Origin of the sequence: Actinoplanes sp. NPDC051346 (assembly GCF_040682215.1) — a bacterium.
Lineage (GTDB): Bacteria > Actinomycetota > Actinomycetes > Mycobacteriales > Micromonosporaceae > Actinoplanes.
The window spans coordinates 92,106-112,201 of record NZ_JBFBAJ010000001.1; the positions used below are offsets into that span (position 1 = coordinate 92,106).

General features: G+C 71.7%; 16 protein-coding genes. 12 read left to right on the plus strand and 4 right to left on the minus strand.

Annotation, left to right across the window (positions count from 1 at the left end):
• Positions 1-196 precede the first annotated feature (196 nt).
• Positions 197-1,516 carry an MATE family efflux transporter gene (locus AB0M36_RS00420; protein WP_364150164.1) on the plus strand — a complete coding sequence of 440 codons (1,320 nt, stop codon included), beginning with the start codon at positions 197-199 and terminating at the stop codon, positions 1,514-1,516.
• Positions 1,517-1,664: 148 nt separating this feature from the next.
• The gene (truB, locus tag AB0M36_RS00425) at positions 1,665-2,546 is read left to right on the plus strand and encodes a tRNA pseudouridine(55) synthase TruB (RefSeq protein WP_364150167.1); all 882 of its coding nucleotides are present in this window, start codon (positions 1,665-1,667) and stop codon (positions 2,544-2,546) included.
• Between the two features lie 20 nt (positions 2,547-2,566).
• On the opposite strand, the gene AB0M36_RS00430 is transcribed toward truB, so the two are convergent.
• Together AB0M36_RS00430 and AB0M36_RS00435 are read right to left on the minus strand one after the other, a co-directional pair.
• Positions 2,567-2,977 carry a response regulator gene (locus AB0M36_RS00430; RefSeq protein ID WP_364150170.1) on the minus strand — a complete coding sequence of 137 codons (411 nt, stop codon included), beginning with the start codon at positions 2,975-2,977 and terminating at the stop codon, positions 2,567-2,569.
• The gene (locus tag AB0M36_RS00435) at positions 2,974-5,598 is read right to left on the minus strand and encodes a response regulator (RefSeq protein WP_364150173.1); all 2,625 of its coding nucleotides are present in this window, start codon (positions 5,596-5,598) and stop codon (positions 2,974-2,976) included. Before AB0M36_RS00435 ends, AB0M36_RS00430 begins: the two co-directional genes overlap by 4 nt.
• 81 nt (positions 5,599-5,679) lie before the next feature.
• Here AB0M36_RS00435 and AB0M36_RS00440 point away from each other — a divergent pair, with 81 nt between their 5' ends.
• From AB0M36_RS00440 to dapB, 6 genes are all read left to right on the plus strand, one after another.
• A complete protein-coding gene (locus AB0M36_RS00440) occupies positions 5,680-6,612 on the plus strand; it encodes a bifunctional riboflavin kinase/FAD synthetase (protein WP_364150175.1) in 933 nt (310 codons plus the stop codon).
• A 160-nt stretch (positions 6,613-6,772) separates the two neighbouring features.
• Positions 6,773-7,042, plus strand: coding sequence for a 30S ribosomal protein S15 (gene rpsO / locus AB0M36_RS00445; protein WP_023561775.1), 270 nt, complete (start codon positions 6,773-6,775; stop codon positions 7,040-7,042).
• A gap of 193 nt (positions 7,043-7,235) precedes the next feature.
• The gene (locus AB0M36_RS00450; protein ID WP_364150178.1) at positions 7,236-9,578 is read left to right on the plus strand and encodes a polyribonucleotide nucleotidyltransferase; all 2,343 of its coding nucleotides are present in this window, start codon (positions 7,236-7,238) and stop codon (positions 9,576-9,578) included.
• Between the two features lie 8 nt (positions 9,579-9,586).
• Positions 9,587-10,918 (plus strand): pitrilysin family protein, encoded by a 1,332-nt coding sequence (locus tag AB0M36_RS00455; protein WP_364150181.1) that lies wholly within the window; start codon positions 9,587-9,589, stop codon positions 10,916-10,918.
• A gap of 146 nt (positions 10,919-11,064) precedes the next feature.
• Complete coding sequence (locus AB0M36_RS00460) at positions 11,065-12,033, plus strand: phosphatase PAP2 family protein (protein WP_364152145.1); 969 nt, start codon at positions 11,065-11,067, stop codon at positions 12,031-12,033.
• Positions 12,034-12,064: 31 nt separating this feature from the next.
• Positions 12,065-12,823, plus strand: coding sequence for a 4-hydroxy-tetrahydrodipicolinate reductase (dapB, locus tag AB0M36_RS00465; RefSeq protein WP_364150183.1), 759 nt, complete (start codon positions 12,065-12,067; stop codon positions 12,821-12,823).
• Here the strand turns inward: dapB and AB0M36_RS00470 are convergent.
• Together AB0M36_RS00470 and AB0M36_RS00475 are read right to left on the minus strand one after the other, a co-directional pair.
• Positions 12,812-14,788 (minus strand): glycogen debranching N-terminal domain-containing protein, encoded by a 1,977-nt coding sequence (locus tag AB0M36_RS00470; protein WP_364150185.1) that lies wholly within the window; start codon positions 14,786-14,788, stop codon positions 12,812-12,814. The two genes, dapB and AB0M36_RS00470, sit on opposite strands and share 12 nt — an antisense overlap.
• A 3-nt stretch (positions 14,789-14,791) precedes the next feature.
• Entirely contained in the window at positions 14,792-15,352 is a 561-nt protein-coding gene (locus AB0M36_RS00475; protein ID WP_364150188.1) for a GNAT family N-acetyltransferase, read from the minus strand.
• 102 nt (positions 15,353-15,454) lie between these two features.
• Between AB0M36_RS00475 and AB0M36_RS00480 the strand changes: the two genes are divergently transcribed.
• The 4 genes from AB0M36_RS00480 (at position 15,455) to AB0M36_RS00495 (ending at position 20,046) form a co-directional block, all read left to right on the plus strand.
• Positions 15,455-16,678, plus strand: coding sequence for a crosslink repair DNA glycosylase YcaQ family protein (locus AB0M36_RS00480; protein ID WP_364150190.1), 1,224 nt, complete (start codon positions 15,455-15,457; stop codon positions 16,676-16,678).
• A 96-nt stretch (positions 16,679-16,774) separates the two neighbouring features.
• Positions 16,775-17,356 (plus strand): DUF2752 domain-containing protein, encoded by a 582-nt coding sequence (locus AB0M36_RS00485; RefSeq protein WP_364150193.1) that lies wholly within the window; start codon positions 16,775-16,777, stop codon positions 17,354-17,356.
• Between the two features lie 87 nt (positions 17,357-17,443).
• Positions 17,444-18,340, plus strand: coding sequence for a 4-hydroxy-tetrahydrodipicolinate synthase (gene dapA, locus AB0M36_RS00490; RefSeq protein WP_364150196.1), 897 nt, complete (start codon positions 17,444-17,446; stop codon positions 18,338-18,340).
• Positions 18,341-18,357: 17 nt separating this feature from the next.
• Positions 18,358-20,046, plus strand: coding sequence for a ribonuclease J (locus AB0M36_RS00495; protein WP_364150198.1), 1,689 nt, complete (start codon positions 18,358-18,360; stop codon positions 20,044-20,046).
• Positions 20,047-20,096 lie beyond the last annotated feature (50 nt).

Genomic DNA, 20,096 nt, shown 5'->3' on the forward strand with positions numbered 1-20,096 from the left:
AGTCGTCCGAAGACACCCGCGAGCAGGCCCGTCGGGCGCTGCAGACATCCATGGACACGCGTCAGTAACTGACGTCCCGCGGTGCGGCACGCCGGCAGGCTGTCGGCGTACCCGCGTCGTGGTCCTGAAAGCGCGAGGTCGGTAACTAGCGTTCTGCCTTGCGCTCCTTACGACGTGGCGGGCATCATCTGTGTCCATGGGCCCGTCCGCCGTGGTCGCCGACCACACCACCCTCACGCGCATTGCCGCGTTGGCTCTGCCGGCCCTGGTGGTCCTCGCCGCCGAGCCGCTCTACGTCCTGGTGGACACCGCTGTGGTGGGCCACCTCGGCCGGGTTCCCCTGGCCGCGGTGGCCGTCGGCGGCACGGTCATGTCGTTGGCCGTCTGGTTCGGCACGCTCATGGCGTACGGGACGACGGGCCGCGCCGCCCGCCGGTTCGGCGCCGGTGACCGGACCGCCGCCGTCGCCGAGGGGGTCCAGGCGTCCTGGCTGGCGCTGACGACCGGCGTCCTGCTGATCGCCTTCGCCCAGATCTTCGCCGACCCCCTGTGCCGCGCCCTCGCCGGTGACCCGCAGGCCGCCGACGCCGCCGCGGGGTGGCTGCGCATCGCCGTGCTCGGCGCCCCGGGGCTGTTGCTCGCCGCGGCCGGCAACGGCTGGATGCGCGGCGTGCAGGACACCCGTCGCCCCCTCTGGTTCGTCCTCGGCGCCAACGTGCTGTCCGCCGTGCTCTGCCCGCTGCTGGTCTATCCGGTGGGCTGGGGACTCACCGGTTCCGCGATCGCCAACGTCGTCGCCCAGTCCGTCACCGGCGGCCTCTTCCTGTGGGCGATCGTTCGGGAACGCGCGCCGCTGCGGCCGGTGCCGGCCGTCATCGGCAACCAGTTGCTCCTCGGCCGCGACCTGCTGCTGCGCGGTGCCGCGTTCCAGGCCTGCTGGTTGTCGGCGACCGCGGTAGCGGCCCGCTTCGGGGTGGCCGCGATCGGCGCTCACCAGATCGCATTGCAGCTGTGGTTCTTCGCCGCGCTGGCCCTCGACGCGGTGGCGATCGCCGCCCAGTCGTTGGTGGGCGCGGCGCTCGGCGCCGGCGACGAGCGCGTCGCCCGCGACGTGGCCCGCCGGGTCACGCTCGTCGGCGGGGTCGCCGGGGTGGCCTTCGCGGTGCTCGCCGCGGTCGGCGCCGGCGTGATCCCCGCGCTCTTCACCGGCGATCCCTCGGTGCACGATCAGGCGGCGGTGGTGTGGCCCTGGTTCGTGGGCATGCTCCCGTTCGCCGGCGTCGTCTACGCCCTCGACGGGGTGCTGATCGGTGCCGGTGACGTCGGCTACCTGCGCACCATGACCCTGGTGGGCGCGCTGGGCGGCTTTCTCCCGCTGATCTGGCTCGCGTACGCGTTCCAGTGGGGTCTGCCCGGCATCTGGGCGGGCCTCGCCATGTTCACGCTGGTCCGCCTCGTGGCCCTCCTGATCCGCTGGCGCGGCCCCCGTTGGGTGGTTCTCGGCGCCACCCGCTGACAGCGGTCGGCCGGTGGCGACCGACGGCAATGAACCGCGACCCGCTGCCAGCCGAGGCCGGGCGCGACAAAGCGGTCCTGCCCGCGGCCCGGCGACCGGGGTGGTCCTGGGCGCGAGTGCTCGACGGCGGTCTGGTTGGGTGGAGGCCGTGAATGCGGACGGTCTCATCGTGGTGGACAAGCCGGGCGGGATGACCTCCCATGACGTCGTCGCCCGGATCCGGCGGCTTGCCCGGACCCGGCGGGTCGGGCATGGCGGCACCCTTGATCCGATGGCCACCGGCGTGCTGGTGATCGGGGTCAACCGGGCGACGCGGCTGCTCACGTACGTGATCGGCGCGCGTAAGACCTATCAAGCCACGATCCGGCTGGGACAGACGACCGTCACCGACGACGCCGAGGGCGACGTGACCGGCACCGCCTCCGCCGCGGACGTCGCCGATGAGGGCATCCGGGCCGGGTTGGCCGCGCAGACCGGCGAAATCGATCAGGTGCCGAGCGCGGTCAGCGCGATCAAGGTGAACGGGCAGCGGGCGTACAAGCGGGTCCGGGACGGCGAGGAAGTCGAGTTGGCGGCCCGCAGGGTCACCGTTCACCGCCTCGATGTGGGGGAGATCCGCCGCCACGACGAGGTCGTCGACGTCGACGTCGAGGTGGAGTGCTCCAGCGGCACCTATATTCGGGCCATCGCCCGCGATCTGGGTCGCACGCTCGGGGTCGGTGGTCACCTCACCGCACTGCGGCGTACGGCCGTCGGCGGCATGTCGCTGGCTGAGGCGGCCACGCTCGAGCAGTTGGAGGAGCGCGCCCCGGATGTGGTCTCGCTGCCGATGGCCGAGGCGGCACGCCGGGCGTTCCCGCCGCGTGAGGCGTCCGAGGAGGAGGCGCGGGTGCTCAGCCACGGCGGACCGCTCGCGCCGGTGGGCATCGAGGGCCCCTACGCGGTGTTCGGCCCGGCCGGTGAGCTGCTGGCCGTGGTCTCCGAGCGCGACGGAAAGGCACGCGCGGAGATCGTGCTGGCACCCGCCTGAGCGGGGCGGAGCAAGCCCGGCTAATCGCTCCGGGCCAGATATTTGGCGACGACGGCGACCAGCTCCGCCGCCGCGTACGGCTTGTCGAGGAAGCCGTCGCAGCCCGCCTCCAACGCCGCCGCCCGGTCCTGCGGCAGCACGCTCGCCGTCACCGCCACCACCGCCGGGCGCGGGCGACCCGCGGTGGCGGTGCCGGCGGCCAGTTCGCCGGCGAGTGCTAGTCCGTTGCCGTCGGGCAGGTTCATGTCGAGCAGCACCAGGTCGACGTCTTCGCGGCCGAGTTGGGTGCGTGCGGTCGCCAGGCTCGGCGCGTCCAGGACCTCGGCGGCGCGCACGGCCTCCACGTCGGCGCGGGCGAGGACTGCCTTGACCAGGGTGCGGTTCAGCTCCTCGTCCTCGACCAGCAGGATGCGCGGATTCTCGGCCGTCACGGCTTCTCCTTGTCCAGGTCGTTACGCACGCCCAGCAGCGGCGCGAGCTTCTCCGAGCCGGCGCCACCGGCCATCGCGGCGGCCACGACGCCGCCCGCCATCGCCGTTGCCACCAGGGAGGCGTCTCCCGCGGCCGGGGTCAGGCCCAGCACCGGCGTGTTGCGGGTCGCCGGGTCCTGTTCGATCGCGGCCAGCATGCTGAAGCCGTCGACCTCCTGCCCCTGCATGTCGCAGACGATCAGGTCGAAGTGGCCTTCGCGGCTTCTCGCCAGCCCGTCGTGGCCGTTCGCCACGGCGACCACGTCGGCGCCGCCGGCGCGCAGGCCGTCCTCGATCGCCTGGCGGATGGTGTCGTCGTGGTCGACCACGAGCACGCGCGGAGCGGGGCGGCTGGCGACCGCCCGGGCCAGCGCCCCCAGGAGCGCGGGCTGGTCGACCGGCTTGACGAAGTAGTCGTTGGCGCCGAGGGCGAGCCCGGCCTGCCGCTCGTCGAGGATGGTGGCGAAGAAGACCGGGATGTCGGAGAGCCTCACGTCCGCCTTGAGCCGCCGGAGCACCTCGAAGCCGTCCATGCCGGGCAGCCCGACGTCGAGGACGACGGCGTCGGGCGGCCGCGCTCCGGCGGCGGTGAGGGCCGCTTCGCCCGTGCCGGCCACGTCGACGTGGTAGCCCGCGTGCTCGAGCTGGGTCTTCAGCAACTCGGCGGCCTGCGGGTCGTCCTCGACCAGCAGGACCCGTGGGCCCTCGCCGGGGCGTACCGGGGTCTGTGAGCTGACCACGGGCGCGGCGGGCAGCCGCACGGTGAAGGAACTGCCCTTGCCCGGCGCCGAGATCAGTGAGATCTCTCCGTCGTGGGCTTCGACCAGCCGCTTGGTCAGCGCGAGCCCGAGGCCGGTGCCGGCGCGTTGCCGGTCCGGGTCGCCGACCTGTTGGAATTCCTCGAACACCTTCGCCTGGTCGTCGGCCGCGATGCCGACTCCCGTGTCCGTGACGGTCACCGTCACGGTGTCGCCGGTGTCCGCCGTCGTGACGGTGATCCGGCCGCCCTCCTGGGTGAACTTGATCGCGTTGGAGAGCAGGTTCTCCACGATCTGTCGAAAGCGCACCCGGTCGGCGCTGGCGGTGGCCGGGGCCAGCGCCGTCTCGATGGTCAGGTCCTTGTTCGTGATCAGCGGCGAGAGGCCGGTCAGCAGCTCCTCCACGGCGGCGTCGACCCGCAGCGGGGCGAGCCGCAGCTCCAGCCGCCCGGCCTCGACCTTGGCCAGGTCGAGGATGTCGTTGATCAGGCCGAGCAGGTGTCGGCCGCTGGTGTGGATGTGGTCCACCCAGTCCGCCGGGACCCGGCGGCGGTCGCCGTCGGGTTCCTCCATCCGCATGAGGTCGCTGAAGCCGATGATCGCGTTGAGCGGGGTACGCAGCTCGTGGCTCATGTTCGCCAGGAAGGCGCTCTTCGCCTGGCTGGCCTGGGTCAGGGCGTCCACCGACGCGCTGAGCTCGTCGGCCATCCGGCGTTGCGCGTCGAGGACCGCCTGCCGTTCGGCGAGGATGCCAGCCTGCCCGCCCAGCAGGGCCAGCAGCCGCAGGTCGTCGTCGCTGAACAGGCCGCGGTGCCGGTTGAAGAGCAGCACCGCGCCCTCCGACTCGGGGGGCACCGGCATGCTGAGCACAGTCACGAAGTCGTCGCCGAGGTCGCCGAAGTGCTGGACCAGCGCCGGGTCGCCCTCGCGGAGCCGGGCGGGGTGCCCGGAACGGATCAGCGCGGTCAGGTCGGTGAAGCTGAGGTCGTCGGGCGGCGTGATCGGCGGCCCGGCGTAGGCCGTGGGCGTGAGGAGCCCGTCGCTGCGCGGCATGAGGACGGCTACGGCGTCGGCGCCGGTCTGCACCCGCATGATGTCGGCGTATGTCTGCCAGACCTCGGCCCGGCCGCTGACCTGGGCCCGCAGCAGGCGTTCGGTGACCGACTGGGCGGCCATGGCGGAGAAGGCGCGGCGCAGCCAGCGCGGCGGGACGAACGCGATGAGGTAGCAGATGCCGGAGGCCAGGGCGAGCATCCGGCTGATGACGCTGAACGCGGGATCCGCACCGGGCAGCGACCCGATCCCGATGAGCACGATCATGACGCCGAAGGCGAGTGTCGCGCCGGCGGCGATGGTGAGTCGGGCGCGGTTGGCCCCGGTCCGGATCCGGGCCTTGCCGTAGAGCAGACCCGCCGCGACCAGCTCGGTGACCAGGAAGGTGCTCACCGCGGTGAGCACCCAGCCCGGCGGCAGCGGGCGGGGGAGGATGAACAGCGGCGCGGTGGTTGCGACGTAGGTCACCGGCACAGCGATCCGCAGCCAGCGCGGCACCGGGCGCAGCCGGCCGGCGAGGCGGACCGTCAGGTAGGGCTGGGCCAGCAGAAAGGCCGACGAGACCGAGCCCACCCACAGCGGCAGCGCGCTGTCGCTGATCCTGCGGATCACATCGATGCAGAACAACAGCGTGCAGGGAGCGAAGACGAGCGTGACGTCGCGTTGCAGCGGATCCCGACGTCGGAGGTAACCGCGGAGCGCGCGGACGAACAGGACGACAAAGGTGAACTCGGTCGCCAGCGTGATCAAGGCACTCCAATTGATGTGCATATCAGGACCAACTCTACCGTTTCAGGCACTCGCGGAGACCGATACGCTTACGCCCGGGAACGCACAGGGGAGGCACGGAAGATGCAGCGGTGGCGCGGGTACGAGTCGGTGCCCGGCGGATTGGGCCGTTCGGTGGTGACCATCGGCGTCTTCGACGGGGTGCACCGCGGCCATCAGGCGATCATCGGGTACGCCGTGAAACGCGCCCGCGACCTCGGCCTGCAGTCCGTCGTGGTGACCTTCGATCCGCACCCGGCCGAGGTCGTCCGCCCCGGCTCGCATCCGGCCGTGCTGACCGAGGCGGTCCGCAAGGCGGAGCTGATCGAGCGGCTGGGCGTGGACGCGCTCTGCGTGGTGCCCTTCACCCCGGCGTTCTCGCACCTGGGCCCCGAGGAGTTCGTGCACGACGTGCTCGTGGACGCGCTGCACGCCGCGGTCGTCGTCGAGGGCGACAACTTTCGGTTCGGGCACCGCGCCGCCGGCGACATGGCCCTGCTGGCTCGGCTCGGGCGCACCTTCGGCTTCACGGTCGAGGAGGCGCCGCTGGTCACCGAGGACGGGCTGGTGTTCTCCTCCACGTACATCCGCAGTTGTGTCGACGCCGGGGACGTCCGGGCCGCGGCGGAGGCGCTCGGCCGCCCGCACCGGCTCGGTGGCGTGGTGGTGCGTGGCGACCAGCGCGGTCGCGAGATCGGTTTCCCCACCGCCAACCTGATGTGCCACCGGTACGCCGCCATTCCGGCCGACGGGGTCTACGCCGCCCGGCTGGTCCGCGGCGGTGACCAGGGCGGTCCGCTGAACGCCGCGGTGTCGGTCGGCACCAACCCCACGTTTTCCGGCCGGGAGCGTCGGGTCGAGGCCTTCGTGCTCGATTTCGACGGCGACCTCTACGGTGAGCGGGTCAGCCTGGACTTCGTCGCCCACCTGCGTGAGCAGCGCGTATATACCGGCATCGACCCGCTGGTCGCGCAGATCCGGCAGGACGTCGCACAGACCCGCGAGTTGCTGAGCTGAAAGGCCTTCAGTCCGGTTTCGGGCGGTGGGCGGGGCGGTCGGATGGGGCTGGTAGGGTTGACACCGGACCGGCTTATTCGGTCCACGGTCCCGCCTGCCTGCCCGACGCCGCGGGCCGCGGGGATACCGATCTCACCGGCAACACAGAATCACGGAGAACATGGCGCTCGATCAAGAGACCAAGACCAAGATCATGACCGAGTACGCGACCCTGGAGGGCGACACCGGCTCTCCCGAGGTTCAGGTCGCGATGCTCACCAAGCGGATCGCCGACCTCACCGAGCACCTGAAGGTGCACAAGCACGACCACCACAGCCGTCGTGGTCTGCTGCTGCTGGTGGGCCGTCGCCGCCGTCTGCTCAACTACGTACAGAAGAAGGACATCGCGCGCTACCGGACGCTGATCGAGCGTCTCGGCCTGCGCCGCTGATCTGACGGGGGAGTGGCCGAGGTGGCCGCTCCCCCGAGCTTTACCCCACGGACCCGCGCGGCCGCAGACACACGGCACCGGTCCTCGGTAGTGGTTCCCGGGCCAGAATCCCGGGCACTTCGATCGAAGACCGGCCACGCTGTAACCGCGCTGTAGAGACCGCCGGGTCCTCGACGAAGGAGTACCGCACCACATGACAGAGCACAACGCTCTCGGCACCGAATCTCGCACCGCCGTCATCGACAACGGATCGTTCGGCACCCGCGAGGTCGTCTTCTCCACCGGCCGCCTGGCCAAGCAGGCCGCCGGCTCGGTCATCGTCCAGCTGGGCGAGACCACCGTCCTGTCGGCCACCACGGCCGGCAAGACCCCGAAGGAACACTTCGACTTCTTCCCGCTCACGGTGGACGTCGAGGAGCGGATGTACGCCGTCGGCCGCATCCCCGGCTCGTTCTTCCGCCGCGAGGGCCGGCCGAGCGAGGACGCCATCCTCACCTGCCGCCTGATCGACCGGCCGCTGCGCCCGTCGTTCACCAAGGGCCTGCGCAACGAGGTCCAGGTCGTCGAGACTATCCTCGCGCTCGACCCGCAGCACCCCTACGACGTCGTCGCCATGAACGGCGCCTCGATGTCCACCAAGCTCTCCGGCCTGCCGTTCAGCGGCCCGGTCGGCTCGACGCGCGTGGCGCACGTCGAGGGCCAGTGGGTCGCGTTCCCGACCCTGGAGGAGCTCGAGCGGGCCACCTTCGACATGGTCGTCGCGGGCCGCGTGCTCGCCGACGGCGACGTCGCGATCATGATGGTCGAGGCCGAGGCCACCCCGCACGCGATCAAGCTGATCCAGGCCGGCGCCACCGCGCCGACCGAGGAGGTCGTCGCCAGCGGGCTCGAGGCCGCCAAGCCGGCCATCCGCGAGCTCTGCCGCGCGCAGAGCGAGCTGGCCGAGGTCGCCGCGAAGCCGGTCCAGGAGTTCCCGGTCTTCCTCGACTACCAGGACGACGTCTACGCCGCCGTCGCCGAGGCCGCCAAGGGTGAGCTCGCCGACGCGCTGAAGATCGTCCAGAAGGCCGACCGCGAGGAGGCGCTGGACCGCGTCAAGGCCAAGGTCGTCGAGGCCGTCGGCCCGCAGTTCGAGGGTCGCGAGAAGGAGATCAGCGCGGCGTTCCGCTCGGTCACCAAGTCCGAGGTGCGCCAGCGGGTGCTCCGCGACCAGGTCCGCATGGACGGCCGTGGCCCGCGCGACATCCGGCCGCTGTCCGCCGAGGTCGGCATCCTGCCCCGCGTGCACGGCTCGGCGCTGTTCGAGCGCGGCGAGACCCAGATCATGGGCGTCACCACGCTGAACATGCTGCGCCTCGAGCAGTCGCTGGACACCCTCGCTCCCGAGAAGTCCAAGCGCTACATGCACAACTACAACTTCCCGCCGTACTCGACCGGTGAGACCGGCCGGGTGGGCTCGCCGAAGCGCCGCGAGATCGGGCACGGCGCGCTCGCCGAGCGGGCCCTCGTGCCGGTGCTGCCGACGCGCGAGGAGTTCCCGTACGCGATCCGCCAGGTCTCCGAGGCCCTGAGCTCCAACGGCTCGACCTCGATGGGCTCGGTCTGCGCCTCGACGCTGGCTCTGCTCAGCGCCGGTGTGCCGCTGAAGGCGAACGTCGCCGGCATCGCCATGGGCCTCATCTCCGACGAGGTCGACGGCAAGACCCAGTACGTCACGCTGACCGACATCCTCGGCGCCGAGGACGCGTTCGGCGACATGGACTTCAAGGTCGCCGGCACGCCGGAGTTCGTCACCGCGCTGCAGCTCGACACCAAGCTCGACGGCATCCCGTCGGACGTGCTGGCCGCCGCCCTGCAGCAGGCGCACGAGGCCCGCGCCACGATCCTCGCGGTCATGGACGAGGCCATCAACAGCCCGGCCGAGATGAGCGAGTACGCCCCGCGCGTCACCAGCGTCAAGATCCCGGTCGACAAGATCGGCATGGTCATCGGCCCCAAGGGCCAGACGATCAACGCTATCCAGGACGAGACCGGCGCCGACATCTCGATCGAGGACGACGGCACGATCTACGTCGGCGCGACCAACGGCCCGTCGGCCGACGCCGCGGTGGAGCGGATCAACGCCATCGCCAACCCGACCCTGCCGAAGGTCGGCGACAAGTTCCTCGGCACGGTGGTGAAGACGGCCGCGTTCGGCGCGTTCATCTCGCTGCTGCCCGGCCGCGACGGCCTGCTGCACATCTCCAAGGTGGGCGACGGCAAGCGCGTGGACAAGGTCGAGGACTTCCTCAACGTCGGCGACAAGGTCGAGGTCTCGATCGCGGACATCGACAACCGCGGCAAGATCTACCTCGACAAGGTCCGCCCCGAGGGCGAGGCGGCTCCCGAGGGCGACGCGCCCGCGGCGTCGGACAAGCCCCGCGAGGAGCGTGCTCCCCGCGGCGACCGTGGCGAGGGCGGCGGCGACCAGCCCCGTCGTCGCCGGTCGCGCCCGAGTGGCGACCGTGGCGGCGACCGCGGTGGCGACCGCGGCTAAGTCACCACATGACAGCGAATAACCGCGGGCCGGCCGAAAGGCCGGCCCGCGCCATAACCAGGACCCTCCAGGACGGCATCCGCCACACCACCCTCCCGAGCGGCCTGCGCATCATCACCGAGTCGATCCCGACCACCCGCAGCGCCGCCCTCGGCGTGTGGGTCGGGGTCGGCTCCCGCGACGAGACGCCCACCCTGTCGGGCGCCTCCCACTTCCTCGAGCACCTGCTCTTCAAGGGCACCGAGAAGCGCACGGCCCTGGACATCTCCTCGCAGATCGAGGCCGTGGGCGGCGAGACCAACGCCTTCACCACGAAGGAGTACACCTGCTACTACGCGCGGGTGCTCGACGCCGATCTGCCGCTGGCCGTGGACGTGCTCTGTGACGCCGTCGCCAACTCGGTGCTCGAACCGGCCGACGTGGAGACCGAGCGTGGCGTGATCCTCGAGGAGATCGCCATGCACGACGACGAGCCCGGCGACGAGGTGCACGACGTCTTCTCCGAGGCGATCTTCGGCGCGGGCACGCCGCTCGGCCGGCTGATCTCGGGCACCGAGACGACCATCGCGCCGATGACCCGCGCCCAGATCAACCGCTTCTACCGGGCCCGCTACCGGGCGCCGCAGATCGTGATCACCGCGGCCGGGAACCTCGACCACGGCAAGGTCGTGCGCCTGGTCCGCGCCGCGCTGGCCGGCACCGCGCTCGACACCCCGGGCACCCCGGCCGGGCCCCGCGACGCGGCGCGGAAGCAGAAGGTCAAGCCGCCGACGACGGTCGTGCGTCACCGGGACACCGAGCAGGCCCACCTGGTGCTCGGCTGCGAGGGACTCGCCCGCGACGACGACCGCCGCTTCGCCCTCGGCGTGCTCAACAACGTGCTGGGCGGCGGCATGTCGAGCCGCCTGTTCCAGGAGATCCGCGAGAAGCGCGGACTGGCGTACTCCGTCTATTCGTACGGCAGCCAGTACGCCGACGCCGGCGTCTTCGCGGTCTACGCGGGCTGTGCCCCGGGCAAGGCCGAGGAAGTGCTCGCGCTGATCCGCGCCGAGTTGGCCGTCGTGGCCGCGGAGGGCATCAGCGCCGCCGAGTTGGCCCGGGGCAAGGGCATGGCCAAGGGCACGTACGTCCTGGGTCTCGAGGACACCGGTTCGCGGATGAGCCGCCTGGCCAAGTCCGAACTGCTCTACGGCGACATGCTGGGCGTCGACGAACTGCTGGCCCGGGTCGACGCCGTCCAGCTCGACGAGGTCAACGCGCTGGCCGCCGAGCTGCTCTCCCGCCCCATGTCGCTGGCCGTCGTCGGCCCGTTCGACGACGGAGCGTTCTCGGCCCGTTAGGCCCGGTCCTGCCGATCATGACGGCAGGACCGCCCTAGCCCGTTTCCGTTCGACCGCTAACCTGGGACGCCGTGACCACCCTGAGCCCACCACCCCCCGTCGCCGAGTCGATCTCCGCCGGCCGCCGCAAGCGCCGGATCATCGGCATGCTCGTGTGGGCCGCGCTGTTCGCGGTCGGCACCTACTTCATCGGCGTGCCGACCAGCGACCCGCTGATCGCGTTCGGCTGGCTCTGGCTGGCCACCATCGCCTGGCGCAGCGAGCTGCCCTGGCGCCAGCACCTGCTGTTCCTGCGCGACTGGCTGCCGATCGTCCTGCTGCTGTTCGTCTACAACATCTCTCGCGGGTACGCCGACGGGGTGCTCGACACCCACGTCACCGAGCTGATCGACGCCGACGAGGTGATGTTCGGCTGGGCCACCGGCGGCGAGGTGCCCACCATCTGGCTGCAACAGCACCTCTACGACCCCGGCGCGGTCCAGTGGTGGGAGGTCGCGGTCTCCCTGGTGTACGTCTCGCACTTCCTCGCGGTGCCGACCATCGGCGTGATCCTCTGGTTGCGGCAGCGGCAGCAGTGGGGGCGCTTCATGCGCCGCTGGTTCACCCTGAGCATCGCCGGGCTGATCACCTACTTCCTGTACCCGGCCGCGCCGCCGTGGTGGGCGTCGGTGCACGGGCAGCTCGACGAGCACGTCGCGCGGATCTCCACGAACGGGTGGAACGCGATCGGTCTGCACAGCGCGGGCAACTCCCTCAACGCGCTGCAGGTCGAGGCGTCGAACCCGGTCGCGGCCATGCCGTCGCTGCACACCGCGTACGCGCTGATGGCCGTCGTCTTCTTCCTGCCGATGGTGGCGAAGCGGTGGTGGCCGCCGCTGCTCGCGTACCCGTTGGCGATGACGTTCACCCTGGTCTACTCCGGTGAGCATTACGTGATCGACGTGCTGGTCGGCTGGGCGTACGTGGGCGGGGTGTTCCTGGCGGTCGGCGCGGCCGAGCGGTGGTGGCGCGACCGGCGTGAGGTGCCCGCGGAGCGGGGAAGCCTGGACGAACCCGGCCAGGACGTGGTCGTGGGCAGCGACGGCGCGGTGGTGCCACCGGGTGCCGACCGCTGATCGCCCAGGACCGGTGGGTTAAATTGTCCGCGTGACAGACGAGCGTGAACCGATCCGGGTCGGCGTCCTCGGTGCCCGCGGCCGCATGGGCCTCGAGGTGTGCAAGGCGGTCGACGCCGCCGACGACCTCGAACTCGTGGCCATGGTCGACCAGGGTGACTGGTTGTTCAACGCCTCCGACGCGGGCGCCCAGGTGCTCGTCGACTTCACCACGCCCGACGTGGTGATGGACAATCTGCACTGGGCCGTCGATCAGGGCATCAGCATGGTCGTCGGCACCAGCGGCTTCACCAACCAGCGCCTCGACCGGGTCCGCTCGTGGCTGTCACACAAGCCCGGCGTCGGCGTGCTGATCGCCCCCAACTTCGGCCTCGGCGCGGTGCTGATGATGCAGTTCGCGGCGCGGGCGGCCCGCTACTTCGAGTCGGTCGAGATCATCGAGCAGCATCACCCGCGCAAGATCGACGCACCGAGCGGCACGGCCGTGCACACCGCCAGGCTGATCGGCGCGGCCCGCGCCGAGGCGGGCCTCGCGGCGATGCCCGACGCGACCAAGGAGGAGATGTCCGGCGCCCGCGGCACGGAGGTCGACGGCGTCCGCATCCACTCGGTGCGGGCGGCGGGCCTGGTGGCCCACCAGGAGGTGTTGTTCGGCGCGAAGGGCGAGACGCTCACCCTGCGGCACGACAGCCTGGACCGCGTCTCCTTCATGCCCGGCGTGCTGCTGGCCGTGCGCACGATCCTGAACCGTCCCGGCCTGACGCTGGGCCTCGACGCGCTACTGGACTGACAGCCCCGGGGGCAGGCCGTCGATCGTCGCGCCGGCCGCGTCCACCGCGACGTCGACCGGCGCTCCGGCGATCATCAGCCCGGTGATCTCCAGCGGGCCGAACGGCAGCCCGGGGAGTGGCTCCAGCCGTACCCGTCCGCCCGGCACGTCGGGCGTCAGTCCCACGGCGGTCCGCAGCATGAGGATCGAGGCCGCCGCCGACCACGCCTGCGGGCGGCATGCCGTCGGGTACGGCAGCGGCTTGCCGAGATCCCGGCGGGCGTCCCCGGAGTGCAACTCGGGCAGGGAAGAGTCGAACGCCTCGGCCGCGGCGAGCAGCCCGTCGATGAGCGTCGCCGCCGCCGTCGGGAAGCCCGCCCGCGCCATGCCCGCCGCCACGATGGCGGTGTCGTGTGCCCACACCGACCCGCAGTGGTACGACTGCGGGTCGAAACCCCGGTCCCGCGCGGACATCGTGCGCAGGCCGTACCCGCCGGACATCGACTCGGCGGACAGGGCGGCGACCACGGCTTGTTCCTCGCCCGCGTTGAGCATCCCGGTGCCGAGCAGATGGCCGATGTTGCTGGTCAGGGAGTCGACCGGGCGCTTGTCACGGTCCAGGGCCAGGGCCGGGTAGCCGCAGTCGACCCAGAACCGGGCCCGGAAGCGGTCGGCCAGCGCCGCCGCGTAGCCGCGCCACCGGTCGCCACCGGGCCGGCCGAACGCGTCGAGCAGGTCCGCGCCGTCCAGGGCCGCGCGGTGGGCGTACCCCTGCACCTCGGCCAGCGCGATCGCAGGCTCGGCCAGGCGCCCGTCGCGGAAGCGCACCGCGTCTCCGGAGTCTTTCCAGCCCTGGTTCGCCAGGCCGCGGCCGCTGGCGTCGAGATACTCGACGAAGCCGTCGTCGTCAGGGTCGGCGTGGTCGGCGAGCCAGCCGAGTGCCGCATCGAGGGCGGGCAGCAGTTCCGCGACCGACGCGGCGGGCAGGCCCCAGCGCCAGGCGTCGTGCAGCAGGCTGATCCACAGCGGCGTCGCGTCGATCGTCCCGTAGTACGCGGCCGGCAGGCTGAGGTCCGGCAGCCGAAGCCCCCGCCGCCGCAACTCGTGCATGATCTTGCCGGGCGCCTCGCCGGAGACCGCGTCCACCCGGACGCCCTGGCGCCGGGCCAACACCCGCAGCGTTCCCAGGGCCGGGCCGGTGCCGAGCGGCAGCAGCATCCGGGCGGCCCAGATGCTGTCGCGGCCGAAGAGCGTCAGATACCAGGGCGCCCCGGCGCCGAGGTACGTGTCCTCGCCGTCGCTCAGTCGCAGTGCCCGCAGGTCGTCCAGGGAGCGGGCGATGAGCCGGCCCAGCCGCGGATCGCCCGTCGTCACCCGGGCCGGACTCCAGTCGTGCTCGCGGACGCTCGGGTGTACGGCGGCGGACGGGTCGTCTATCCGTACGGTGACGGTCAATTCCCGGGTCTCGCCGGGCTCGAGCGTCACCGCCCAGCTCAGCCGCCCACCCCGCGCGGTGCCGTCGTGGGTGGCCGTCACGGTGATGCCGTCACGCACCCAGACCAGCGAGTCGGCGACCTGGGGTGGCAGTGGTGTGCCGGTGCCGCCCGACCGCACCACCTCGAGCGGCGCGAGGTCGACCGCCAGCTCCAGCGTGACCGTGCAGCGTGCCGGGTCCGCGCCGCCGGAGAGCGTGATCAGCTCCGTCACCGAGGCGGGGGAGACGGTGCGGGTCCGCCGAATCCGGATCGCGGCCGCGTCGAGCCGGCGGGCGATCCCGACGAAGTGGGTGGTGCTCGCGTCCGCCGAGGCGTAGCCGATCGGCTCCGGCTCCCGACCGTCGAGCCGGAGGACGGCCTCGGAGAGCATTCGCGCGTCGGCGTGGAAGACACCCTGCACACCCGTGGCACGGATCTGCCCGTCGGTCCCGCTCAGCGCGGACAGCGGTGCCGCGAGGTTGACGACGAGGTCGTGCAGCAGCGGCTGCACGGCTCAGGGCTGGAGCGAGACGTGCAGACGAAGCTGATTGACCAGCATGTCGTCGACATCCAGGGCGCGGGTCGCGCCGTCGGGTTCCCAGCCGGTCGAGATCAGGAACTTCTGCATCGCCGGATCGGCGTCATAGGCCCAGGCGACCGCGGACGCGAACCCGTCCTCGCGCCACAGGTCCACGGTGGCCGCCAGCAGCCGGCTGCCGTGCCCGCGCCGGCCCCAGCGCGGCTCGATGAGCAGATCGGTGACCGCCGCGACATCCTCCGCCAGCGGCGGCTCCTCGGGAGCCAGCGCCTGCTCGTCGGCGGGTCCGGCGGCTGCGAAACCGACCACGGTCTGCGCCGTGTCGTTCTGCTCCACGGCGATCATCACCCGGTGCCGCGGCGACGGCGCCGCCTCGATCGCCTCGGTCCAACCCCGCGCCAGGTAGACCTCGTCGAGGTTCGCCAGCACGTGCGCCGGAAACATCCTCCGGTACGCGGTACGCCAGGTGGAGAGCTGAATGCGGGCGATCTCGCCGGCGTCCGAGGGACGGGCCGGACGGACGAAGCCGAGTGCCATGCCCGGCAGCCTACAGAGGGCGGGAGTAGCGCGGCTCGGGCAGTTCCACGCGGCTCGGCGGCGCGGCGATTTCTGTCGTACCCCTGGGTTAGCGTCGCCGACGTGGCCATTCCCGAGAGTCTCTCCGTCGCGCAGGCCCGCCGCATCGCGCTGGCCGCGCAGGGTTTCACCGACCCCGCACCCGGCGGCGCCACCGATCTGCGCCACCTGCGGCGGGTGCTGCGGCGGCTGCACCTGATCCAGATGGATTCGGTCAACGTGTTGCAGCGGGCCCACTTCATGCCGCTCTACAGTCGGCTGGGACCGTATGATCCGGGTCTGCTGGAGCGGGCCGCCTATCGCAACCCCCGGGAGCTCTTCGAGTTCTGGGGCCATGAGGCGTCGCTGATCAGCGTCGACCTCCAGCCGCTGTTCCGGTGGCGCATGGAGCGGGCGAAAGAGTATGCGTGGGGTGGCATGGTCCGCATCGCCACGCAGCAGCCGGAGTTGATCGACCGGGTCCTGCGCGAGGTCCGCGAGCGGGGCCCGATCACCGCCGCGCAGATCGAGCACGACGTGCCCCGCACCAAGGAGCACTGGGGTTGGAACTGGTCGGCGGTCAAGCAGGCCCTCGAGTGGCTCTTCTACACCGGCCAGGTGACCGCCGCCGAGCGCACGACCTCGTTCGCCCGCCGCTACGACGTTCCCGAGCGGGTCCTGCCCCGCCGGGTGCTCGACGTCGCCACCCCGGCGCCGCAGGACGCGTTCCGGGCCCTCGTGCGGCTCTCGGCGCGGGCGCTCGGCGTGGCCGCCGAGCCGGAGCTGCGCGACTACTTCCGTCTGCCGCTCGCCGGCTTCAAGCAGGCGCTGGCCGAGCTGGTGGAGGACAAGGTCCTGCTCCCGGTGACGGTCAAGGGCTGGAAGCACCCCGCCTACCTGCACCACGAGGCGAAACTTCCCCGGCGGGTGCGCGCGGCGACGCTGGTGAGCCCCTTCGACCCGCTGATCTGGGAACGCGGCCGCACCGAGCGCCTGTTCGCCATGAACTACCGCATCGAGATCTACGTCCCCGCCGCCCAGCGGCTGTATGGCTACTACGTGCTGCCGTTCCTGCTCGGTGACCAACTCGCGGCCCGCGTCGATCTCAAGGCGGACCGCAAGGCCGGGGTCCTGCGGGTGCCGGCGGCCTGGCTCGAGCCGGACGCCGAGCCGGAGGAGACGGCGCAGGCCCTGGCGGTCGAGCTGCGTCGGCTCGCGGCCTGGCTGGGGCTCGACACCATCGCGGCGCCGGAGCGCGGAGACTTCGCGGCGGCGCTGAAGGACGCCCTGAAAACGGACCTTCCATGACACCGCCGACGACTCGTCGCGCCGCCGCGAGGGCATCGACAGCGCGGCCCTCGCCGGGGCGGCAGCCGGTGCCACCTCCGGTGTACCGTGGCGGCCATGAGCAGTGCGACCGAGCCGGCGGCTCCCTGGCAGCCGGACGCGCCGCATCTGGCCTCTGAGCAGGGCACCCAGCTTCCGACGCAGGGCAACGCCCAGCCGTGGGCGGGCTACCCGCCCTACCAGGAGCCGCGGCAGGATCGGTTCACCCGTTTCCTCGTGCGCAAGTGGCACACGTCGCCGCTGTGGGTCGCCCCCGTCGCCACGCTCGTCTGCATGGCCGGAGCCGTCGGCTACACCTTCGCCACCCATCCCACGGAGGCGAACGCCGGCGCGCCGCCGAGCTGCCTGCTGAAGTACACGACCGGATTCGACTGCCCCGGCTGCGGCGGCACCCGCGCGGCCTGGTTCCTGCTGAACGGCGACCTTCCGGCGGCGGCCCGACACCACCTGCTCTTCGTCTTCGCCGTCCCCTTCCTGCTCTACATGTACGTCGCCTGGGCCGGCAAGCGCCTCTTCGACTGGCGGCTTCCTCAGCTCACGCTGTCGCCGGTCGTGATCGGGGTCTTCGTCGCGGCATGGGGGGTCTTCAGCGTCCTGCGCAACCTGCCCTGGGCGCCGTTCGCCGACTTCTACGTCTGACCGGCGCCTCCGAGACGCGCTCCCCGGGTGCTCCGGCGAACCGAAGCCCAAGGGCGCCGCGAAGTGACGTCCGATAAGTTGTTCGGTATGACGCCTGACCCCGCGCGGCCCTTCGGCCGGTTGATCACGGCCATGGTGACGCCCTTCTCCGCCGACGGCTCGCTCGACGCGGAAGGGGCCGCCGCCCTCGCCACCTACCTGGTCGACGAGCAGCGTCACGACTCCCTCATCCTCAGCGGCACCGGCGGCGAGTCTCCGACGACCACCGACGCCGAGAAGGAGACGCTCATCCGGGTCGTCGCCGAGGCGGTCGGTGACCGGGTGCGGATCATCGCGGGCGTCGGCACCAACAACACCGTGCACACCGTCGAGCTCGCCCGGGCCGCCGAGAAGGCCGGTGCCCACGGCCTGCTGGTCGTCACGCCGTATTACAACAAGCCGCCGCAGGCCGGGCTGGTGCGGCATTTCACCAGCGTCGCCGACGCGACCGGGCTGCCGATCATGGCCTACGACGTCCCGCACCGGTGCGGCGTGGCGATCGAGACCGAGACGATGATCCGGCTCGCCGAGCACCCGCGCGTCGTGGCGGTCAAGGACGCCAAGGGTGACGTCGCCGCCAGCTCGGACGTGCTGCGGCGGACCGATCTCGCGTACTACGCCGGCGAGGACGCGGCGCTTCTTCCCTGGCTCGCGGTCGGTGCGGTCGGTGTCGTGGGCACCTCCACCCACTTCGTCGGGGCGCGGACCAAGGACATGATCGAGGCGTACGAGCGCGGCGACGTCGCCGGAGCCCTCGCCCTGCACCAGCGGCTGCTGCCGATGTTCACCGGAATCTTCCGCACCCAGGGCACGATCCTCGTGAAGGCCGGCCTGCGGGCCCGGGGCCTTCCCGCCGGCCCGGTGCGGCCGCCGCTGGTCGAGGCCACCGACGCGGAACTGAACCAGCTACGCCAGGACGCCTCGGCGGCTGGCGTGGACCTCTGACAAACGGAAAGTCACCCATGAGCCAAGCGCACGCTGAGCTGGATCCGCCCCCGCCGCTTCCGGAGGGCGCCCTGCGCGTCATGCCGCTCGGTGGTCTCGGCGCCATCGGCCGCAACATGACGGTCTTCGAGTACGACGGCAAACTGCTGGTCATCGACTGCGGCGTGCTGTTCCCCGACGTCGAGCAGCCGGGCGTCGACCTGATCCTGCCCGACTTCGCGCCGATCCTGGACCGGCTCGAGGACGTGCAGGCGATCGTGCTCACCCACGGGCACGAGGACCACATCGGCGCGGTGCCCTACCTGCTGGCGCACAAGCCGGACATCCCGCTGGTCGGGTCCGAGTTCACGCTCGCGCTCGTCGAGGCGAAGCTGGCCGAGCGGCGGCTGGACCCGTACACGCTGACCGTCAAGGAGGGCGGGCGGGAGCGGCTCGGACCGTTCGAGTGCGAGTTCTTCGCGGTCAACCACTCCATCCCGGACGCGCTCGCCGTCGCCGTGCGCACCCCGGCGGGCCTGGTGCTGCACACCGGCGACTTCAAGATGGACCAGGTCCCGCTCGACGGCCGGATCACCGACCTGGCCGGGTTCGCGCGGCTCGGCGCCGAGGGCGTGGACCTGCTGCTGTCGGACTCCACCAACGCGGAGATCCCCGGCTTCGTCACCCCCGAGCGCGACATCGGCCCGGTGCTCAACGCGATCTTCGGCAAGGCCAGCGGCCGCGTCATCGTGGCGAGCTTCGCGTCGCACGTGCACCGCGTGCAGCAGGTCATGGACGCCGCCTACGAGTACGAGCGCAAGGTGGCCCTGATCGGCCGCTCGATGGTCCGCAACATGGGCATCGCCCGCGACCTGGGCCTGCTGCGCATCCCGGACGGGCTGATGGTCGGCCTGGACGAGGCGACGAACCTGCCGCCGGACGAGATCGTCTTCATGTCGACGGGTTCGCAGGGCGAGCCGATGAGCGCGCTGGGTCGCATGTCGACCGGCGACCACCGGCACATCACAATCGCGCCGGGCGACACCGTCGTGCTGGCCAGCTCGCTGGTCCCCGGCAACGAGACCTCCGTCTACCGGGTCATCAACCAGCTCGCCCGGGCCGGCGCGACGGTGGTGCACAAGGACACCGCCAAGGTGCACGTCTCCGGCCACGCGCCGGCCGGGGAGCTGCTCTACCTGCTCAACGTCGTACGCCCGAGCAACCTGATGCCGGTGCACGGCGAGTGGCGCCACCTGCGCGCCCACGCGCAGCTCGGCATCGAGTCCGGGGTGGCACCCGATCGGGTGGTGCTCTGTGAGGACGGAGACGTCGTCGACCTGGTCGAGGGGCACGCCCGGCACGTCGGCCGGGTCAAGAGCCGCTACGTGTACGTGGACGGGCTGGCCGTCGGCGACGTGAGCGACTCCCTGCTGACCGAGCGCCGCATCCTCGGCGACGGCGGCTTCATCTCCGCCACCGTGGTGATCGACTCGGTCACCGGCAAGGTGGTCGGCGAGCCCACCATCATGGCCAAGGGCTTCTCGGAGGACCCCGAGGCGTTCAGTCCGGTGCTGCCGTTGCTCATCGCCGCGCTGGACCGCTCGGCGGAAGAGGGAATCACCGACACCCACCAGTTGCAGCAGGTCGTGCGCCGCACGGTGGGCCGCTGGGTCAACGACGCATACCGTCGCCGCCCGATGATCGTCCCCACCGTCGTGGAGGTCTGAAACCTTTTTTGAACCCTTTCGGGCTCCCCTTCGTATCGATGGGCACGGCG

What these genes read in the sequence shown, in the direction of transcription:
- AB0M36_RS00455 (WP_364150181.1), top strand. Translation starts at nt 9,587, where the DNA reads ATGACAGCGAATAACCGCGGGCCGGCCGAAAGGCCGGCCCGCGCCATA.
- AB0M36_RS00440 (WP_364150175.1), top strand. Translation starts at nt 5,680, where the DNA reads ATGCAGCGGTGGCGCGGGTACGAGTCGGTGCCCGGCGGATTGGGCCGT.
- AB0M36_RS00420 (WP_364150164.1), top strand. Translation starts at nt 197, where the DNA reads ATGGGCCCGTCCGCCGTGGTCGCCGACCACACCACCCTCACGCGCATT.
- AB0M36_RS00485 (WP_364150193.1), top strand. Translation starts at nt 16,775, where the DNA reads ATGAGCAGTGCGACCGAGCCGGCGGCTCCCTGGCAGCCGGACGCGCCG.
- AB0M36_RS00460 (WP_364152145.1), top strand. Translation starts at nt 11,065, where the DNA reads ATGCTCGTGTGGGCCGCGCTGTTCGCGGTCGGCACCTACTTCATCGGC.
- AB0M36_RS00475 (WP_364150188.1), bottom strand. Translation starts at nt 15,352, where the DNA reads ATGGCACTCGGCTTCGTCCGTCCGGCCCGTCCCTCGGACGCCGGCGAG.
- AB0M36_RS00435 (WP_364150173.1), bottom strand. Translation starts at nt 5,598, where the DNA reads ATGCACATCAATTGGAGTGCCTTGATCACGCTGGCGACCGAGTTCACC.
- AB0M36_RS00450 (WP_364150178.1), top strand. Translation starts at nt 7,236, where the DNA reads ATGACAGAGCACAACGCTCTCGGCACCGAATCTCGCACCGCCGTCATC.
- rpsO (WP_023561775.1), top strand. Translation starts at nt 6,773, where the DNA reads ATGGCGCTCGATCAAGAGACCAAGACCAAGATCATGACCGAGTACGCG.
- dapA (WP_364150196.1), top strand. Translation starts at nt 17,444, where the DNA reads ATGACGCCTGACCCCGCGCGGCCCTTCGGCCGGTTGATCACGGCCATG.
- AB0M36_RS00495 (WP_364150198.1), top strand. Translation starts at nt 18,358, where the DNA reads ATGAGCCAAGCGCACGCTGAGCTGGATCCGCCCCCGCCGCTTCCGGAG.